16 protein-coding genes are annotated in these 14,699 nt (G+C 70.0%); 5 read left to right on the forward strand and 11 right to left on the reverse strand.

Features of this window, described 5'->3' with window-relative positions; translation table 11 throughout:
* The first annotated feature begins 110 nt into the window (after positions 1 to 110).
* Together aceB and ABRP18_RS13940 are read left to right on the forward strand one after the other, a co-directional pair.
* Complete coding sequence (gene aceB, locus ABRP18_RS13935) at positions 111 to 1,775, forward strand: malate synthase A (RefSeq protein WP_349884853.1); 1,665 nt, start codon at positions 111 to 113, stop codon at positions 1,773 to 1,775.
* A gap of 91 nt (positions 1,776 to 1,866) precedes the next feature.
* Positions 1,867 to 2,298 (forward strand): hypothetical protein, encoded by a 432-nt coding sequence (locus ABRP18_RS13940; RefSeq protein WP_349884854.1) that lies wholly within the window; start codon positions 1,867 to 1,869, stop codon positions 2,296 to 2,298.
* 18 nt (positions 2,299 to 2,316) lie between these two features.
* Here ABRP18_RS13940 and ABRP18_RS13945 read toward each other — a convergent pair whose 3' ends face one another.
* Positions 2,317 to 2,835, reverse strand: a complete 519-nt coding sequence (locus ABRP18_RS13945) for an Lrp/AsnC family transcriptional regulator (RefSeq protein WP_082682732.1) — start codon at positions 2,833 to 2,835, stop codon at positions 2,317 to 2,319.
* Between the two features lie 104 nt (positions 2,836 to 2,939).
* Here ABRP18_RS13945 and ald point away from each other — a divergent pair, with 104 nt between their 5' ends.
* The 3 genes from ald (at position 2,940) to ABRP18_RS13960 (ending at position 5,918) form a co-directional block, all read left to right on the forward strand.
* Positions 2,940 to 4,034, forward strand: coding sequence for an alanine dehydrogenase (ald, locus tag ABRP18_RS13950; RefSeq protein ID WP_349884855.1), 1,095 nt, complete (start codon positions 2,940 to 2,942; stop codon positions 4,032 to 4,034).
* Positions 4,035 to 4,115: 81 nt separating this feature from the next.
* Positions 4,116 to 5,315, forward strand: coding sequence for a pyridoxal phosphate-dependent aminotransferase (locus tag ABRP18_RS13955; protein ID WP_349884856.1), 1,200 nt, complete (start codon positions 4,116 to 4,118; stop codon positions 5,313 to 5,315).
* Positions 5,316 to 5,510: 195 nt separating this feature from the next.
* Positions 5,511 to 5,918 carry a hypothetical protein gene (locus ABRP18_RS13960; protein ID WP_147251296.1) on the forward strand — a complete coding sequence of 136 codons (408 nt, stop codon included), beginning with the start codon at positions 5,511 to 5,513 and terminating at the stop codon, positions 5,916 to 5,918.
* Here the strand turns inward: ABRP18_RS13960 and ABRP18_RS13965 are convergent.
* From ABRP18_RS13965 to ABRP18_RS14010, 10 genes are all read right to left on the reverse strand, one after another.
* Entirely contained in the window at positions 5,876 to 6,277 is a 402-nt protein-coding gene (locus tag ABRP18_RS13965; protein ID WP_058632594.1) for a VOC family protein, read from the reverse strand. The two genes, ABRP18_RS13960 and ABRP18_RS13965, sit on opposite strands and share 43 nt — an antisense overlap.
* Positions 6,278 to 6,324: 47 nt before the next feature.
* Entirely contained in the window at positions 6,325 to 7,458 is a 1,134-nt protein-coding gene (locus tag ABRP18_RS13970; RefSeq protein ID WP_349884857.1) for a UDP-N-acetylmuramate dehydrogenase, read from the reverse strand.
* Positions 7,459 to 7,471: 13 nt separating this feature from the next.
* Positions 7,472 to 7,870, reverse strand: a complete 399-nt coding sequence (locus tag ABRP18_RS13975; RefSeq protein ID WP_058632592.1) for a MaoC/PaaZ C-terminal domain-containing protein — start codon at positions 7,868 to 7,870, stop codon at positions 7,472 to 7,474.
* Complete coding sequence (locus ABRP18_RS13980) at positions 7,870 to 8,340, reverse strand: MaoC family dehydratase N-terminal domain-containing protein (protein WP_061018537.1); 471 nt, start codon at positions 8,338 to 8,340, stop codon at positions 7,870 to 7,872. Before ABRP18_RS13980 ends, ABRP18_RS13975 begins: the two co-directional genes overlap by 1 nt.
* A 60-nt stretch (positions 8,341 to 8,400) precedes the next feature.
* On the reverse strand, positions 8,401 to 9,603 hold the full coding sequence (locus tag ABRP18_RS13985) for a glycerate kinase (protein ID WP_179515826.1): 1,203 nt from the start codon (positions 9,601 to 9,603) through the stop codon (positions 8,401 to 8,403).
* A gap of 116 nt (positions 9,604 to 9,719) precedes the next feature.
* Entirely contained in the window at positions 9,720 to 11,297 is a 1,578-nt protein-coding gene (locus ABRP18_RS13990; protein ID WP_218867298.1) for an SLC13 family permease, read from the reverse strand.
* A complete protein-coding gene (locus ABRP18_RS13995) occupies positions 11,294 to 11,953 on the reverse strand; it encodes a response regulator transcription factor (protein ID WP_046747831.1) in 660 nt (219 codons plus the stop codon). The genes ABRP18_RS13990 and ABRP18_RS13995 overlap by 4 nt, the downstream gene beginning before the upstream one ends.
* Position 11,954: 1 nt before the next feature.
* The gene (locus ABRP18_RS14000; RefSeq protein WP_349884858.1) at positions 11,955 to 13,517 is read right to left on the reverse strand and encodes an ATP-binding protein; all 1,563 of its coding nucleotides are present in this window, start codon (positions 13,515 to 13,517) and stop codon (positions 11,955 to 11,957) included.
* The gene (locus tag ABRP18_RS14005) at positions 13,510 to 13,800 is read right to left on the reverse strand and encodes a hypothetical protein (protein WP_179515824.1); all 291 of its coding nucleotides are present in this window, start codon (positions 13,798 to 13,800) and stop codon (positions 13,510 to 13,512) included. Before ABRP18_RS14005 ends, ABRP18_RS14000 begins: the two co-directional genes overlap by 8 nt.
* Positions 13,801 to 13,872: 72 nt before the next feature.
* Positions 13,873 to 14,670 carry a sulfite exporter TauE/SafE family protein gene (locus tag ABRP18_RS14010; RefSeq protein ID WP_046747829.1) on the reverse strand — a complete coding sequence of 266 codons (798 nt, stop codon included), beginning with the start codon at positions 14,668 to 14,670 and terminating at the stop codon, positions 13,873 to 13,875.
* Positions 14,671 to 14,699 lie beyond the last annotated feature (29 nt).

Here is a 14,699-nt window from a genome sequence, read left to right on the forward strand (position 1 = left end):
GACACCCATCCCCGCCGTCGAGACCCACCGCCGCGATCGTCTGCAGCGTTGGGTCTCGGCGACCACCGTGGGTCTCGGCGGATGAGGACACCGACGTACAAGGACTCATCATGACCACTCCCACGACCACCACGGCACCGATCCAGACGACCCAGCAGGGTCCGGCGATCGAGGTCACCGGCCCCATCCGCGACCGCTACGAGGAGATCCTCACGCCTGAGGCGATCGCCTTCCTCACCGAGCTGCACCATCGGTTCGCGTCCCGCCGTCACGACCGGCTCGCCGACCGGATGCGCCGACGCTTCGAGATCGGCAACGGGCACGACCCGAAGTTCCGCGACGACACGGCCCACATCCGCGAGGACCGGGACTGGCGGGTCGCCGGTGCCGGGCCCGGCCTCGAGGACCGCCGCGTGGAGATCACCGGACCCACCGACCCGAAGATGACCATCAACGCGCTCAACTCCGGCGCCCGCGTCTGGCTCGCCGACCAGGAGGACGCCACGAGCCCCACCTGGAAGAACGTCATCGAGGGTCAGCTCTCCCTCAAGGACGCGATCCGAGGAGAACTCTCCTTCACCGCCCCCGCCTCCGAATCCGGACCCGGCAAGGAGTACCGCGTCACCGCGGAGCGCACGCCCACGATCGTGATGCGCCCCCGCGGCTGGCACCTGCCCGAGAAGCACGTCGCCTTCATCGACCGGGCCGGCCGTCGCACCTCGGCATCCGGGTCGCTGGTCGACTTCGGTCTCTACCTCCTGCACAACGCACAGGCGCTGATCGAGGCCGGGCGAGGCCCGTACTTCTACATCGCGAAGCTGGAGTCGAGCGAGGAGGCGAAGCTGTGGGACGACGTCTTCTCGTTCAGCGAGGAGTACATCGGCATCCCGCACGGCACCATCCGCGCCACCGTGCTGATCGAGACGCTGCCCGCCGCGTTCGAGATGGACGAGATCCTGTACGAGCTGCGCGACCACTGCGCGGGCCTGAACGCCGGGCGCTGGGACTACATCTTCTCGATCATCAAGAACTACCGTGGCCGTGGGGCGCGCTTCGTGCTCCCCGACCGCAGCGAGGTCACGATGACGGTGCCGTTCATGCGGGCCTACACCGACCTGCTCGTGCAGACGTGCCACAAGCGCGGAGCCTTCGCGATCGGCGGCATGAGTGCGTTCATCCCGAACCGCCGCGACCCCGAGGTGACGGCGCGTGCGGTCGAGAAGGTGTCTGCCGACAAGAAGCGCGAGGCCGGAGACGGCTTCGACGGCACGTGGGTGGCGCACCCCGACCTGATTCCCACGGCGCAGGCTGAGTTCGACGCCGTGCTGGGCGACCGCCCGAACCAGGTCGACCGCCAGCGCGACGACGTGCACGTGGAGGCGCGCGACCTGCTCGACCTGCACATCGGCCGCCCGATCACCGCCCAGGGTGTGCGGGACAACGTGTCGGTCGCCATCCGCTATTTGGAGGCCTGGCTGCGCGGGCTCGGCGCTGTGGCGATCGACAACCTCATGGAGGATGCCGCGACCGCGGAGATCAGCCGCTCACAGGTGTGGCAGTGGATCCACCAGGACCGCACCACGCAGGACGGCACCCCCATCACGGCGGAGTACATCGAGGGGCTGATCGACCAGGTGCTCGCACAGGCGACCCGCAGCCACGGCGACCGCTACGACGACGCAGCGGAGATCTTCCGCGAGGTCGCCCTGCAGGAGGAGTTTCCGACCTTCCTCACGCTGGGCGCCTACAGCCGATACCTGATCGACGAGGACTGAGCAGCAGACGAAAGAGTCCCGGGCGGCAGCTGCGGCCCGGGACTCTCCCGCGTCCGGAGCCGGGGCGGGCACGCGGGCGTAGCCTGGAGGCATGACCGACGTCTGGGCGGACATCGCCACCGAGTTCCTGCACTTCTATCCGCGTGGGCGGCGGCTGCTCGCGGTGGCCGGGGCGGATGCCGAGCGCTCACGACAGGCAGCCGACGAACTCGCCACCGCTCTGACGGCGGCGGGGCAGCAGGTCGTGCGCGAACACTCCGCAGAGGGCGACGAGACCGAGCTCCGCAGCGTGGTCACCGCGTTCCGGGAAGGGCCGAAGAGCGACGACATCCTGCTCGTCTCCGGCCCAGCCGCCCTGATCGGCGAGCGCACCAGGGGGATGTGGAACTACGCCCTGTGGCAGTTGGCGGGCGACGAACCGCCGCACACCGTGGCCGGCTCGATCGTCGACGTCTCCGACCCGGCACATCCCAAGCGACGGTTCGCGGACTACTGCGCCCTGCCCGCCTCCTACGGCGCCTGACGAGAACGCTCCGGCGCCTCAGCGGAAGGACGCGGCCACCGAGTTGCGGTGATAGTCGAACACGATGCTCGTGCGGGTGGAGGCGACGCTGCTCTGCGCCGAGAGGTGCTCCAGCACGAACTCGCGCATCTCGGATGAGTCCGCGACGGCGATGTGCAAGAGGAAGTCGTCGTCTCCACCCAGGAAGAACACCTGGATGACCTGGGGCAGCACCCGCACGCGATCCGCGAACTCGACGATGCTCTCCCTCCGTCCGCTCGGCCGCAGGGTCACGCCGATCACGGCCTGCAGCCCGGCACCCAGCATCCGCTCGTCCACACTCGCGTGGAACCCCGTGATCACACCGCGGTCCACCAGGGCGCGCAGGCGGGTGTGCGCCGTCGAAGGGGCGACGCCGAGTCGTCCGGCGAGTTCGGCGTTGGTCATGCGGCCGTCCGCCGTGAGCAGCTGCACGATCTTCGCGTCGACCGCATCGAGCGCCGGCGCCCGAACGGTATTCGGCTCCGGGGCCTCCGATGTCGTCTCCATACGAAGCATTATTCAGGATCCGCGTGCAGAGCGAATCATCTTCACGGATTCTGTTGTTCCGTCGATGTTTCTGCGATCCTAAGTGCCGCACCGCATCGAACCCTGGAGGATCAATGAAGATCGGCGTCCCCACCGAGGTCAAGAACAACGAGAACCGCGTCGCCCTCACCCCCGCCGGCGCCGACCGCCTGGTGCGCGAGGGCCACCAGGTGCTCGTGCAGTCCGGCGCAGGGCTCGGCTCGCGCATCACCGACGACGACTACCGCGCGGCCGGCGCCGACATCGTGGCGACCGCAGCCGACGCGTGGGGCGAGGCCGATCTGGTCATCAAGGTGAAGGAGCCGATCACTCAGGAGTACGGCTTCCTGCGCGATGACCTCACCCTCTTCACCTACCTTCACCTCGCCGCCGACCGCGCTCTGACGACCGCCCTCGTCGACGCGGGAACCACGGCCGTGGCCTATGAGACCGTGCAGCTTCCCGACCGCAGCCTGCCCCTGCTCGTGCCGATGAGCGAGATCGCCGGACGCCTGTCGGTCACCATGGGCTCGTATTCGCTGCTGCGGTCTCAGGGCGGACGAGGGATGCTCCTCGGTGGCATCGCCGGCACGCCGCGTGCCAAGACCGTCGTCATCGGTGGCGGCGTCGCGGGCGAGCACGCCGCGGCGAACGCACTCGGACTCGGCTCGAAGGTCACCGTGATCGACGTCTCCCTGCCGCGCCTGCGTGAGCTCGAGCACCGCTACGGCGGCGCTCTCGAGACCCGCGCATCGAGCCGCTACGACATCGCCGAGGAGTTGAAGAGCGCCGACCTCGTGATCGGGTCCGTGCTGATCCCGGGTGCCGCCGCTCCCAAGCTGGTGACCGACGACATGGTCGCCGCGATGAAGCCGGGCTCGGTGCTCGTCGACATCGCGATCGACCAGGGCGGATGCTTCGAGGGGTCGCGCCCGACCACCCACGACGACCCCACGTTCGCCGTGCACGACTCGATCTACTACTGCGTCGCGAACATGCCGGGCGCGGTGCCGGAGACGGCGACCCGTGCGCTGACCAACGCGACCCTCCCCTACGTCTCGGCGATCGCAGGCAAGGGCTGGGAGCGTGCGGCGGCTGAGGACGCGGCGCTCGCGAAGGGGCTGAACGTGCAGGGCGGACGCATCACGCTCCCGGCCGTCGCGCAGGCCCACGGACTCACGACCGACTGACCTTCCGAACCCGAAAGAACTCCGGATCTTGGCGGCATCCCACACCTCTCCTGCCGCACCGACCCGAGTACGCTCGTAATCGTGACCGAACGCGCTCCTCTCTCTCGCAAGCTGTCCGCCATCGCCGAGTCCGCGACCCTCAAGGTCGACGCCAAGGCCAAGGCCCTCAAGGCCGAAGGCAAGGACGTCATCTCATACGCTGCCGGCGAGCCCGACTTCGCGACGCCGCAGTTCATCGTCGATGCGGCGGCCGAAGCTCTGGCCGACCCGGCCAGCTACCGGTACACGCCCGCTCCCGGCCTCCCGGCGTTGCGCGAGGCGATCGCGGCGAAGACCCTCCGCGACTCGGGCCTCGAGGTGTCTCCGAGCCAGGTCATCGTCACCAACGGCGGCAAGCAGTCGGTCTACCAGGCGTTCCAGGCGGTCGTGAACCCGGGCGACGAGGTGCTGCTGCCCGCGCCGTACTGGACCACCTACCCCGAGGCCATCCGTCTCGCCGACGGAACTCCGGTCGAGGTCTTCGCCGGCGCCGAACAGGACTACAAGGTCACCGTCGAGCAGCTCGAGGCCGCACGTACCGCCCGCACCACCGCACTCGTGTTCGTCTCGCCGTCGAACCCCACGGGCTCCGTCTACACCGCCGAGGAGACGAAGGCCATCGGCGAGTGGGCGCTCGAGCACGGCATCTGGATCATCAGCGACGAGATCTACCAGAACCTCACATACGAGGGTGTCAAGGCCACCTCGATCGTCGAAGCCGTCCCCGAGGTCGCCGGTCAGACGATCCTGGTCAACGGCGTCGCGAAGACCTACGCCATGACCGGCTGGCGCGTGGGCTGGATGGTCGGTCCGGCCGACGCCATCAAGGTCGCGGGCAACCTGCAGTCGCACCTCACCAGCAACGTGAACAACGTCGCTCAGAAGGCTGCGATCGCCGCCCTCACCGGTCCGCAGGACGAGGCCGAGCAGATGCGACAGGCCTTCGACCGCCGCCGCCAGGTCATCGTCTCCGAGCTGTCGAAGATCGACGGCCTCGTGGTGCCGAACCCGCTGGGCGCGTTCTACGTGTACCCCGACGTGCAGGGTCTGCTCGGTCGCACCTGGGGCGGTGTGACGCCGACCACCTCGCTCGAGCTCGCCGACCTCATCCTCGACCAGGCCGAGGTGGCCGTCGTGCCCGGTGAGGCCTTCGGCCCCTCCGGTTACATCCGCATGTCGTACGCACTGGGCGACGACCAGCTGCTCGAGGGCGTCCAGCGCCTGCAGCGTCTGTTCGCCTGAGTCGCGCCACGCCCCCGGCACCCCCGTCGAGACCCATTGCACTCGCCGAGACCCACTCCTGCAGTCGCTTGCGGGAGTGGGTCTCGGCGTCGACGATGGGTCTCGACGCGGGTGAGGGGTGAGGGGTGAGGGGCGAGGGGTGAGGGGGATACTGGAGGTGTGGGGATGGAGGGGGACGAAGTGGAGGGTGAGGGGATGCCTGTGAGTCTGCGGGTGGCCTTCGCCATCCTGATCACCGTGACCGTGTTGATCTTCTTCGCCTCGCTCTTGGTCGCCCCCTTCCTCTGGTACTGGGGAGGAGAGTGGCGAGCGTTGCTCAGTGTGCTCCCCTTCGTACCGGTGGTCGTCTACGCGACCATCACCGTGCTCGTCACAAGAGGAAAGTCGTGGGCCCGATACGCGACCGTGCTGTTCCCGCTCCCCTTCGCGCTCTACGTCCCTGCGGCAACGGGCACGACCTGGGAGTTCCCGGTCGGCCTCGCGGCCCTCGTCCTCACCACCACGGCGGTCGTGTTGATCTTCCTGCCGTCGTCTCGTCCCTACTTCGGCAGGGACACACCTCAGTCCTCGGGGTGGAAGCCGATCAGCCAGCGGACGCCGTAGCGGTCGACGAGCGTGCCGTCGAAGTCTCCCCACGGACGCTTCTGCAGCGCGTCGATGACTCGTCCGTCTGCCGCCAGCTTGTCGTACCAGTCGGTGAGGGTCAGGGCATCCGCTGTGCCGAGGAGCGAGAGGAACATGCCGCTCATCTGCACCGCGTCGTCATCCGCACCCGCATCCGCCCCGGCGACCTCGACCGGCCCGCTCAGCTGTCCGTGCGCGACCGCGTCGCCCGGACCGTCGTGGCGTCCTGCCGTGGCATAGTCGAGCAGCTGGAGCTCACCGCCGAACACCGATCGATAGTGACCGAGCGCCTCTGCGGCGTTGCCGGGGAACAACAGGTACGGGATCAGTCCGCTCATGCCGCGAGTGTAGCCGCGACCGACGACGTGCCCTACCCCTCGACGCTCTAGAGCTCGACGCCGACGAGAACGGGCTCCGGCTGCAGCACGAGACCGAACTCGGCGTGCACCCTGCTCTGGATGAACCGCGCGAGCTCGGCGACCTCACCAGCGGTCGCGCCACCTCGGTTGGTCAGAGCGAGCGCGTGCTTCGTCGACACGGATGCGCGGGAGTGCGGCAGCTTGAACCCCTTGCGGATGCCTGCCTGCTCGATGAGCCACGCCGCGCTCACCTTGACGTCGGAGACGGCGGCCGGCTTCGACAGCGGCACCTGCCCGTCGTAGGACGCGAGCGGGATGACCGTCACGGCATCGAGGTCGGGGGCGACCGGCCAGCGCGGGCATTCCGGCGGCAGCGCTGCGGCCACGGTCGCCGTCACGATCGCGTTCTGGAAGAACGAGCCGACACCGTGGGTGTCCGGGTCGTCCGCATCGAGCAGCATGCCCTTCGATGCCCGAGTCGCCAGGATGCGCTCCCGCACCCAGCCCAGCGGAACCGGGGTGTCGTCCGTGAGGCCGAGCGCCCGACGCAGCTGCTCGCCGCGCACCAGGCGCTCACCGGCGACCAGCAGGTCGACCGTCACCGAGAGGATCACGGCACGGCGCAGCGGCACGCTGCCGTGGTGATGCTTGAGCACCGAGGTGCGGAAGCCCAGCCCGAGTTCCGCGGCGGGAACGGTCGAGACCTCGCCGGTCGCTTCGTCGATCAGCTCGACCTCGACCAGCGTCTCCTGGATCTCCTGGCCGTAAGCGCCGATGTTCTGCACGGGGGCCGCGCCGACGGTACCGGGGATCCCGCTCATCGCCTCGAGACCCGCGTAGCCGTGCGCGACGGCGTACGCGACGAAGTCGTCCCAGCCGTGTCCGGCCTGCGCACGCAGACGGATGCGACCCGCGTGGGGGGACGGCAGCTCGTCGATGCCCTCGGTGCGCACGCGGATGACCGTGCCCTCGAACGGCTCGTCGCCCACGAAGAGATTGGATCCGCCACCGAGGACGAACCACTCGTCGCCCCGCGCCCAGGTCTCGCGCAGAGCGTCGACCAGTCCGGAAGTCGTCGTCGCCTCGAACATCCGCTCCGGCGCCGCGCCCGTGCGCAGTGTGGTCAGCTCCGCGAGCCGGACCGCCTCGATCTCCCGCATCAGACCGTCCTCATCAGACGGCGACGCGCAACTGCGCCTTGACGAGCACGGTGGTGTCGCCGAACGTGACCTTGAGGTCGATGCGGGCGACCTCCTCGTCGACAGCGCCGACGGTGGCCACGACGGTGACATCGGCGCCCTCGACCGGGTCGACCACGACGGGCTTGGTGAAGCGCACCCCGTAATCGAGGATGCGCGTCTCCGGTGAGAGTGCGGCGACGACCACCGACGAGGCGATGCCCATCGTGAGCATGCCGTGCGCGAGCACGCCGGGGAGCCCGACAGAGGCCGCCACGTCGTCGCGGTAGTGGATGGGGTTGAAGTCCCCGGATGCTCCCGCGTAGCGGACGAGCGATTCGCGGGTGAGGTGCACGGTGCGCTCGGCGACCACGTCTCCGACGGTGTAGCCCATCAGGCGGCCCCCTCTTCCTCGGCGCTCGGCTCGGCTCCGACGAGCAGCACGCTGGTGGCGGTCACGACGTGGGCTCCCGCCGGGTCGGTGATCTCGGCCTCGCTGGTGATCATCGCGTTCCCGCCCATCATGCGGATGCCGGTGACCCGCAGCTGGGCGGTGAGCTCATCTCCTGCGACGATCGGGCGCGTGTAGGTGAAGCGCTGCTCTGCGTGGATGGTGCGCTCGAGCGCGATGCCGGAGTCCTCCTGACCCAGCAGCTGCTGAAGCGTGAGGTCTTGGATGACCATCGCGAACGTCGGCGGCGCCACGACGTCGGAGAAGCCGGCTGCGCGGGCCGCCTCGACGTCGGTGTGCTGCGGGGCGTCGGCGAAGACGGCACGAGCGAACTCGCGCACCTTCTCCCGGCCGACGAGGTACGGGGCCGTCGGCGGGAACTCCCGGCCGACCAGATCTTGGTTCACTGCCACCCCTCGATCCTACCGAGGCCGCGCCGTGCGTCAGGCCCGCAGCCGGCGCTCGGGCACGCTTCAGGCGGCCCGCGCCGACATCGCCGATCCGAGCAGGACCATCCGCATGCTGCGCTCCGCGGCGTCTCGCAGCAGCGCCTCGCCCTGCTCCACCGCCTGCTCGAGGGGCATCGGCACGGTGAGGATCGAGGCGATCGCGTCGATGCCGATGTCGTGCACGGTCGGAGCACCGACGCCCAGAGACCCGGCGATTCCGAGCACGGGGACGCCGGCGACGCGGGCGCGCATGGCGATCTCGGCCGGCACCTTTCCGCGCGGAGTCTGGAAGTCGATGGCGCCTTCCGCCGTGATGACCAGGTCGGCCATGGCCATCAATCCGTCGATCGGCTCCGGCAGCAGGTCGCTGTCCAGCAGCACCTCGAAGCGCGGAGCGAGGCGGGCGCCGAGCACTGCGGCCAGCCCGGCCCCGAGACCGCCCGATGCGCCAGTGCCTCCGCCGGTGCGCACATCCATCGCGGCACCGAACGGGCTCTGCTCCTCGAGGAGAGCAGCCCAGATGTCGAGCGCCTCGGCCAACTGCTCCACCTGCTCCGGTGTCGCCCCCTTCTGCGGTCCGAACACCCTGGCGACGCCGCGCGGACCGCACAGCACGTTGTGGATGTTACACGCGAGCACGATCTCGACTTCGCCGATGCGCGGATGGAGGCCTGACAGATCGAGGTGCACCGCGTCCCGGAGGTGCCGACCGCCCGCAGCCACAGGCGCGCCATCGCGATCGAGAATGCGGGCCCCGAGGGCTTCGAGTGCGCCCGCGCCCCCATCGCTCGTCCCCGAGTCGCCGCAGCCGACCACGATCCGCTCGGCACCCGAGTCCAACGCGGCCGCGATCAGCTCGCCGACACCGTGGGTCGTGGTCGCACCGGGGTCGCGGCGGTCGCGCGGCACGAGTCGCAGCCCCGCGGCGGATGCCATCTCCACCACGGCGGTTCCCGAGCCGCGCCCTCCGAGCCGCGCCCACTGCGCGTCGACCGCGTCGCCGACGGGCCCCGTCACCCGGGCGGCGATGAGTTCGCCGCCCGTCGCCGCGGCGAGCGCGGCTGCCGTGCCCTCCCCGCCGTCCGGCACCGGATACTCGTCCACCTGCACGCCGGGGATGACCCGACGCACACCGGCGGCGATCGCCTGCGCGACGGCCTCGGCGCTCAGGCTCTCCTTGAATCCGCTGGGTGCGACCAGGATGCGCTGCGGGATGTGGATGGACACGATTCCTCCTTCTGCGCCCGAACGGGCGACGAGCGCCCGGTGTGCGGGCACGACGAGCACCGGTGCACCGGCGGCGCACGCGGAGTGAAGCGGGTGGGTGAACGGGACGCTGCGGGTCAGAGCAACAGAGGCAGCCCCATCGACGGCCATACCCAGAGGGCGAACACCGCGACGAGCACGAACATCGCGGGAGCCAGTACCACCGAGAGTCGACGCAGATCCAGCGGACTGAAACCACCGCTGACGATGTCGGGGTCAGCGAACATCGCGACGGGTTTCGCCGAACTGGGAAGCGTGTGGCAGAAGCCGGCAGCCGCTGTCGAGGCGAAGGCTGCAGCCATCGGTGAGACGCCGAGGGCGGGAGCGAGCGCGACCACGACGGGGATGATCGCCGCGGAACGGGCCGACCGCGAGGGGATCAGCAGATGCGCCGCCGTCGAGATCGCGATGACGACGAGCACGAAGGCCACGGCCCCTGCAGCGCCGAGTCCACGCAGCGGTGCGAGCGCGGACGAGCTCAGCCACGCGGCAGCGCCCGTGGTGGTGAGCGCGGACGCCAGCGCGAGGGTGGCCGCGAGGAACAGCAGCAGCGACCACGGCACGCGCTTGATCGCGGCGGGGAACGTCAGGCAGCCGATCCCCGGCGTCACGGCGGCGACGGCCCCGAGGAGCGCGACCAGGGCGGGCGACAGATGGTGCAGCGGCTCGGTGGCCCAGAGCAGGATCACCGCCCCCAGCAGCAGGGCGGCTCGTCGCTCCAGGGTGCTGAGCGGCCCGGTCACGGCCGTCGACGCGGAGCGGCCGATCTCCGCAGTGCTCAGTCGAAGACGTGTGGTGCGGTCTTCGCTCCGGGTGAAGCGCCAGAGGATGATCTCGCACGCCAGGTGCGACGACACCACGGCGAGCGGCAGTCCGAGCCAGAGCCAGCTCGAGAACGTGAAGCCCTCCTCCCCTGCGGCGCGCAGCAGCTGGTCCGTGACGATGTGTGCTCCGGCCCCGAGCAGCGAGCCGACAGCCGACAGCAGCACCACGGTCGGCATCAGGAGCGCCAGCGCACGGATCACCCTGTCGCGTCCGGGAAGCGCGGTGGCGACCGCGGTATGCACGGGGACGGCGAGCGCCGCCCGCCCTGACGTCGCCGGCACGGCGAAAGCGGTGAGCGTGAGCGCGACCGTCATGAGGTGGAACAGGCTCCGTGGACCCCGCGCGAATCGCAGCAGGTGGGCGGCGCCACGCAGTGCCAGCCCCGAGGTGGCCACCGCGGAGGCGATCACGAACGCCCCGATGAGCAGCCAGATCGTCTCGTCGCCGAGCGAGGCGAAGAAGTCGCGTGCCGGCAGTACCCCGGTGACGATGAGGGCGATCGCGGCGAGGAAGGCGACGAGTGTGTCGTCCAGACGCGTCGAGGTCCATGCCCATACGGCGAGCAGGAAGACCGCGAGCGTCACCGCGATCGGCAGGGTGGGCGCGCCGCTCCCCGGCGATCGGGTCAGCGCGGCCAGGAGCATCGCGCCCCCGGCCGTCAGCACGAGCCCGAGCGCGACCGCTCGGAGCGCACCCGCGCGCCCGAGCCGCCGGCGCACGGATCGGCGTTCGACGGGCAGCGGTCGGCGCTCGGGCGGCATGGTCGCGAAGCGTGCCCGCTCGACCACCGCCTCCCCCACGGGTGACGTGTTCTCGGAACGAGTGTTCATCGGAACCGGTATCCCGCCCCGCGCACGGTCTCGATGCGGTCGACGCCGATCTTGCCGCGCAGCGCCCGCACGTACACGTCGACCACATTGGAGGCCGGATCGAAGTCCATCCCCCAGACGTGACCGATCAGCTGGTCGCGCGACAGCACCTGACCGGCGTTCTGCAGGAACACCTCGAGCAGCGCGAACTCACGCGAGGTGAGTTCGCGCATGTCTCCGTCGACCGTGACGGTACGGGCCCGCACATCGACCCGCACATCGCCGTGAGTGAGCACCGGACCGGCAGTCCGCCCCTCGCCGTCGCCGATCCGCAACCGCACACGTGCGATGAGTTCAGCGAACTGGAACGGCTTGGTGACGTAGTCGTTGGCCCCGCTCTCCAGGCCGCGCACGGTGTCGATGACAGAATCGCGGGCGGTGAGGATGATCACCGGCGTCGCGACGCCCTCGCCACGAAGGTTGGCGAGCACGTCGAATCCGTCCATGCCCCCGAGCCCGATGTCCAGCAGCACCAGGTCGAACGTACCGCTGCGCGCCATCAGCAGGGCGGTGTGTCCGTCAGCGGCCTCGGCTGTCTCGTAGCCGGCTGCGCGCAGACCCCGCCGCACGAACGAGGTGATGTGCGGGTCGTCTTCGGCGATCAGGATGCTGCGCATCTCACTCGCTCCTCTCTGATGCGGACTGTGGCCGCACGGTGGTCGGGGCGGGGAGGTCGATGCCGAAAGTGGCCCCTTCCCCGAAGACGCTGTCGACCCAGGCTGAGCCGTCGTGCCCGTCGGTGATCGCCCGCACGATCGCGAGTCCGAGGCCCGAACCGCGGCGTGCGCCGGAGCTGTCTCCGCGGGCGAAACGCTCGAAGATGCGCTCGGCGTCAGCCGCTGCGACCCCGGGGCCGCTGTCGCGCACCCACAGCCGCAGTCGGCGTTCGCCGCGCTCGCCGTCGAAGCGCGAGCCGATCAGGATGCGGTCACCCTGCTCCGTGACCTGCACCGCGTTCGCCGCGAGTTGCAGCACGGCCTGGGTGACCCGCTGCGGGTCGAGAGGCGCTGTGCCTTCCGCCACTTCCATGAGCTGCCAGCGGCGATCACCGAGGTTCTGCGCCTTGGCCTCGATGTCGAGGGTGAGGGCGGCGACGTCGCAGTCGGCGACGCGCACGAAGTCGGGCTGCTCGGCACGGGCGAGGACGAGCAGGTCGGTGACGATGCGGCTCATCCGGTCGAGCTCGTCGCTCACGAGTCGCAGGGTCGCCGCCCGCTCCTCCGGCTCCTCGCTCAAGAGCTCCAGCTGCCCGCGGACGATCGTGATCGGCGTGCGCAGCTCGTGCCCGGCGTCGTCGACGAACCGCTGCTGCGTGGCGTGCACGGCTTCGAGGCGGTCGAGCATCTGGTTGAAGGTGGTTGCCACGGCGGCGATGTCATCTGTCCCGTCGACCGGCACCCGCGCGGAGAGATCGTGCTCGCCGATGTCGCGGGCGACGCGGTAGACCTCACGCACGGGGGCGAGGATCTGGCCGGCCACGAGCCAGGCGACGCCTGAGCTGAGCACGATGCCGATCAATGCGACCCACGCGATCGTGGTGAACCCGGCATCGACCTGGGATCGCGCTTCCTGCGTGTACTGCACGATCAGGACGGCACCGGCGCGGTCGCCTGCGGTGAATTCCAGCCTCCCCCAGCGCAGGGGCCCCGCGTCCGGCGCCTCCATCGCACCGGAGGACGCCGACTGGCCGAGCAGACCGGTCACGAGCGCTTCTCCCCCTGGCACGGCGGAGAGCGCGGCAGGATCCGTCGCCTCCACCCGTCCGTTCGCGACGGCGATCACCTCGCCGCCGACCGACGCGACGACGACCTCGTTCTCGTGCACGGACTGCCGGGCGACGTACTCGCTGACCAGTTCCTCCGGGGTGGTGTGGCCGCTGACCGCGGCGTCCTCCGCGAAACGGGCGAACTCCGCGGCCTCCTGCTCGATCTCCGCATTGGCGGACTGCTCGACACCCGCGAGGAAGATGCTCCGACCGATCATGCCGACCGCGAGCAGCGTGATCGCGGTGCTGAGGATGATCCACAGGGTGATCCGCCAGCGCGCGGGCAGGGTGCGGCGGCGCAGCGTGCGCAGCGGCGCACCGGTCGATGCGGAGACGTGGGGGATCGCTCGCGCATTCCGCGGCGCCGCGGAGCCGGCGCCCTCGAGGTCGAGGGGCAGCGTGGGCGCATCAGTCATCGTCGCCGCCGTCGTCGTCATCGTCGTCACCTGCGGGCGGCGCTGGTGGCGCGGGAGCAGGGGCCGGAGCAGGGGGTGGGGCAGGTGCGGGAGCCGGTACGACCGGAGCTGGTGCGGGTGCCGGTTCCTCGCTCGGCGCCGGCGGTGCCAGCTGCACCGTGACGGGCTCGGAGGGGATCTGCGGTGACGGCGGCATCTGCGCCAGCACGACGCTTCCGACCGCGAAGGCGACCGGGATCGCGATCAGCGCGCCGGTGGCGAGAAGGCGTCGTGGGGTGGTCATGTCCCCAATGATGCCCGTCGATGATGATGCGCAGATGAGCCGTGGATGAAGATCCTTTCATCCACGCGGGGCTCAGGCGCGCTTACGACCCTTGATCGCCTTGATGGCCATCTGCACCGCGATCACGACCAGATATGCCGCGAACAGCATGTTGCCCAGGGTGGGGTCGACGATGGTGGCCAGCCACGCGCCGAGAGCTGTCGTCGTGCAGGCGGAGACGCCGATGAGCAGCGCCGCGAGCAGATCGACGTTGCGGTTGCGGAAGTTCCCCACGGTGCCCGAGATCGCCGTCGGGATCATCATGAGCAGCGAGGTGCCCTTGGCGACCAGGTCGCTCGTGCCGAAGGCCAGCATCAGCACGGGGACGACGATCACTCCGCCGCCGACGCCGATCAGCCCGGCGAGGATACCGGTGCCGACGCCGACTCCGACGAGGGCGAGGCCGCTCAGCCAGGAGAGTTCGAACACGGCATCGCGCGACGGGATCACGAGGAAGAGGCTGACGATCACGACGACGAGGAAGCCGACGAAGCCCCAGCGCAGGGCGGTCTGCGAGATGCGCGGCAGCAGTCGTGTGCCGATCTGCGCCCCCACCACGGCACCTGCGGCGAGGATGATCGCAGGGATCCAGGCCACCGATCCGGTCGTCGCGTACGAGATCACTCCCACGCCGGCGGTCGGCACGATCGCAGCGAGCGAGGTGCCGGCTGCAAGGCGCTGATCGAAGTGCAGCAGGAGCACCAGCAGCGGGACGATGACCGTGCCGCCTCCCACGCCGAAGAGACCGGAGAGGAGGCCTGCGAGAAGGCCGATCCCGATGAACGCCGTGTAGGCACGAGGCCCTCGTGCGGGAGCCTGGGCATCATTCACCGGATCAGCCTACTCGCGGCCTCCTGTCC

It is taken from the genome of Microbacterium sp. WHRI 7836 (genome assembly GCF_040223885.2).
Taxonomy (GTDB): domain Bacteria; phylum Actinomycetota; class Actinomycetes; order Actinomycetales; family Microbacteriaceae; genus Microbacterium; species Microbacterium oxydans.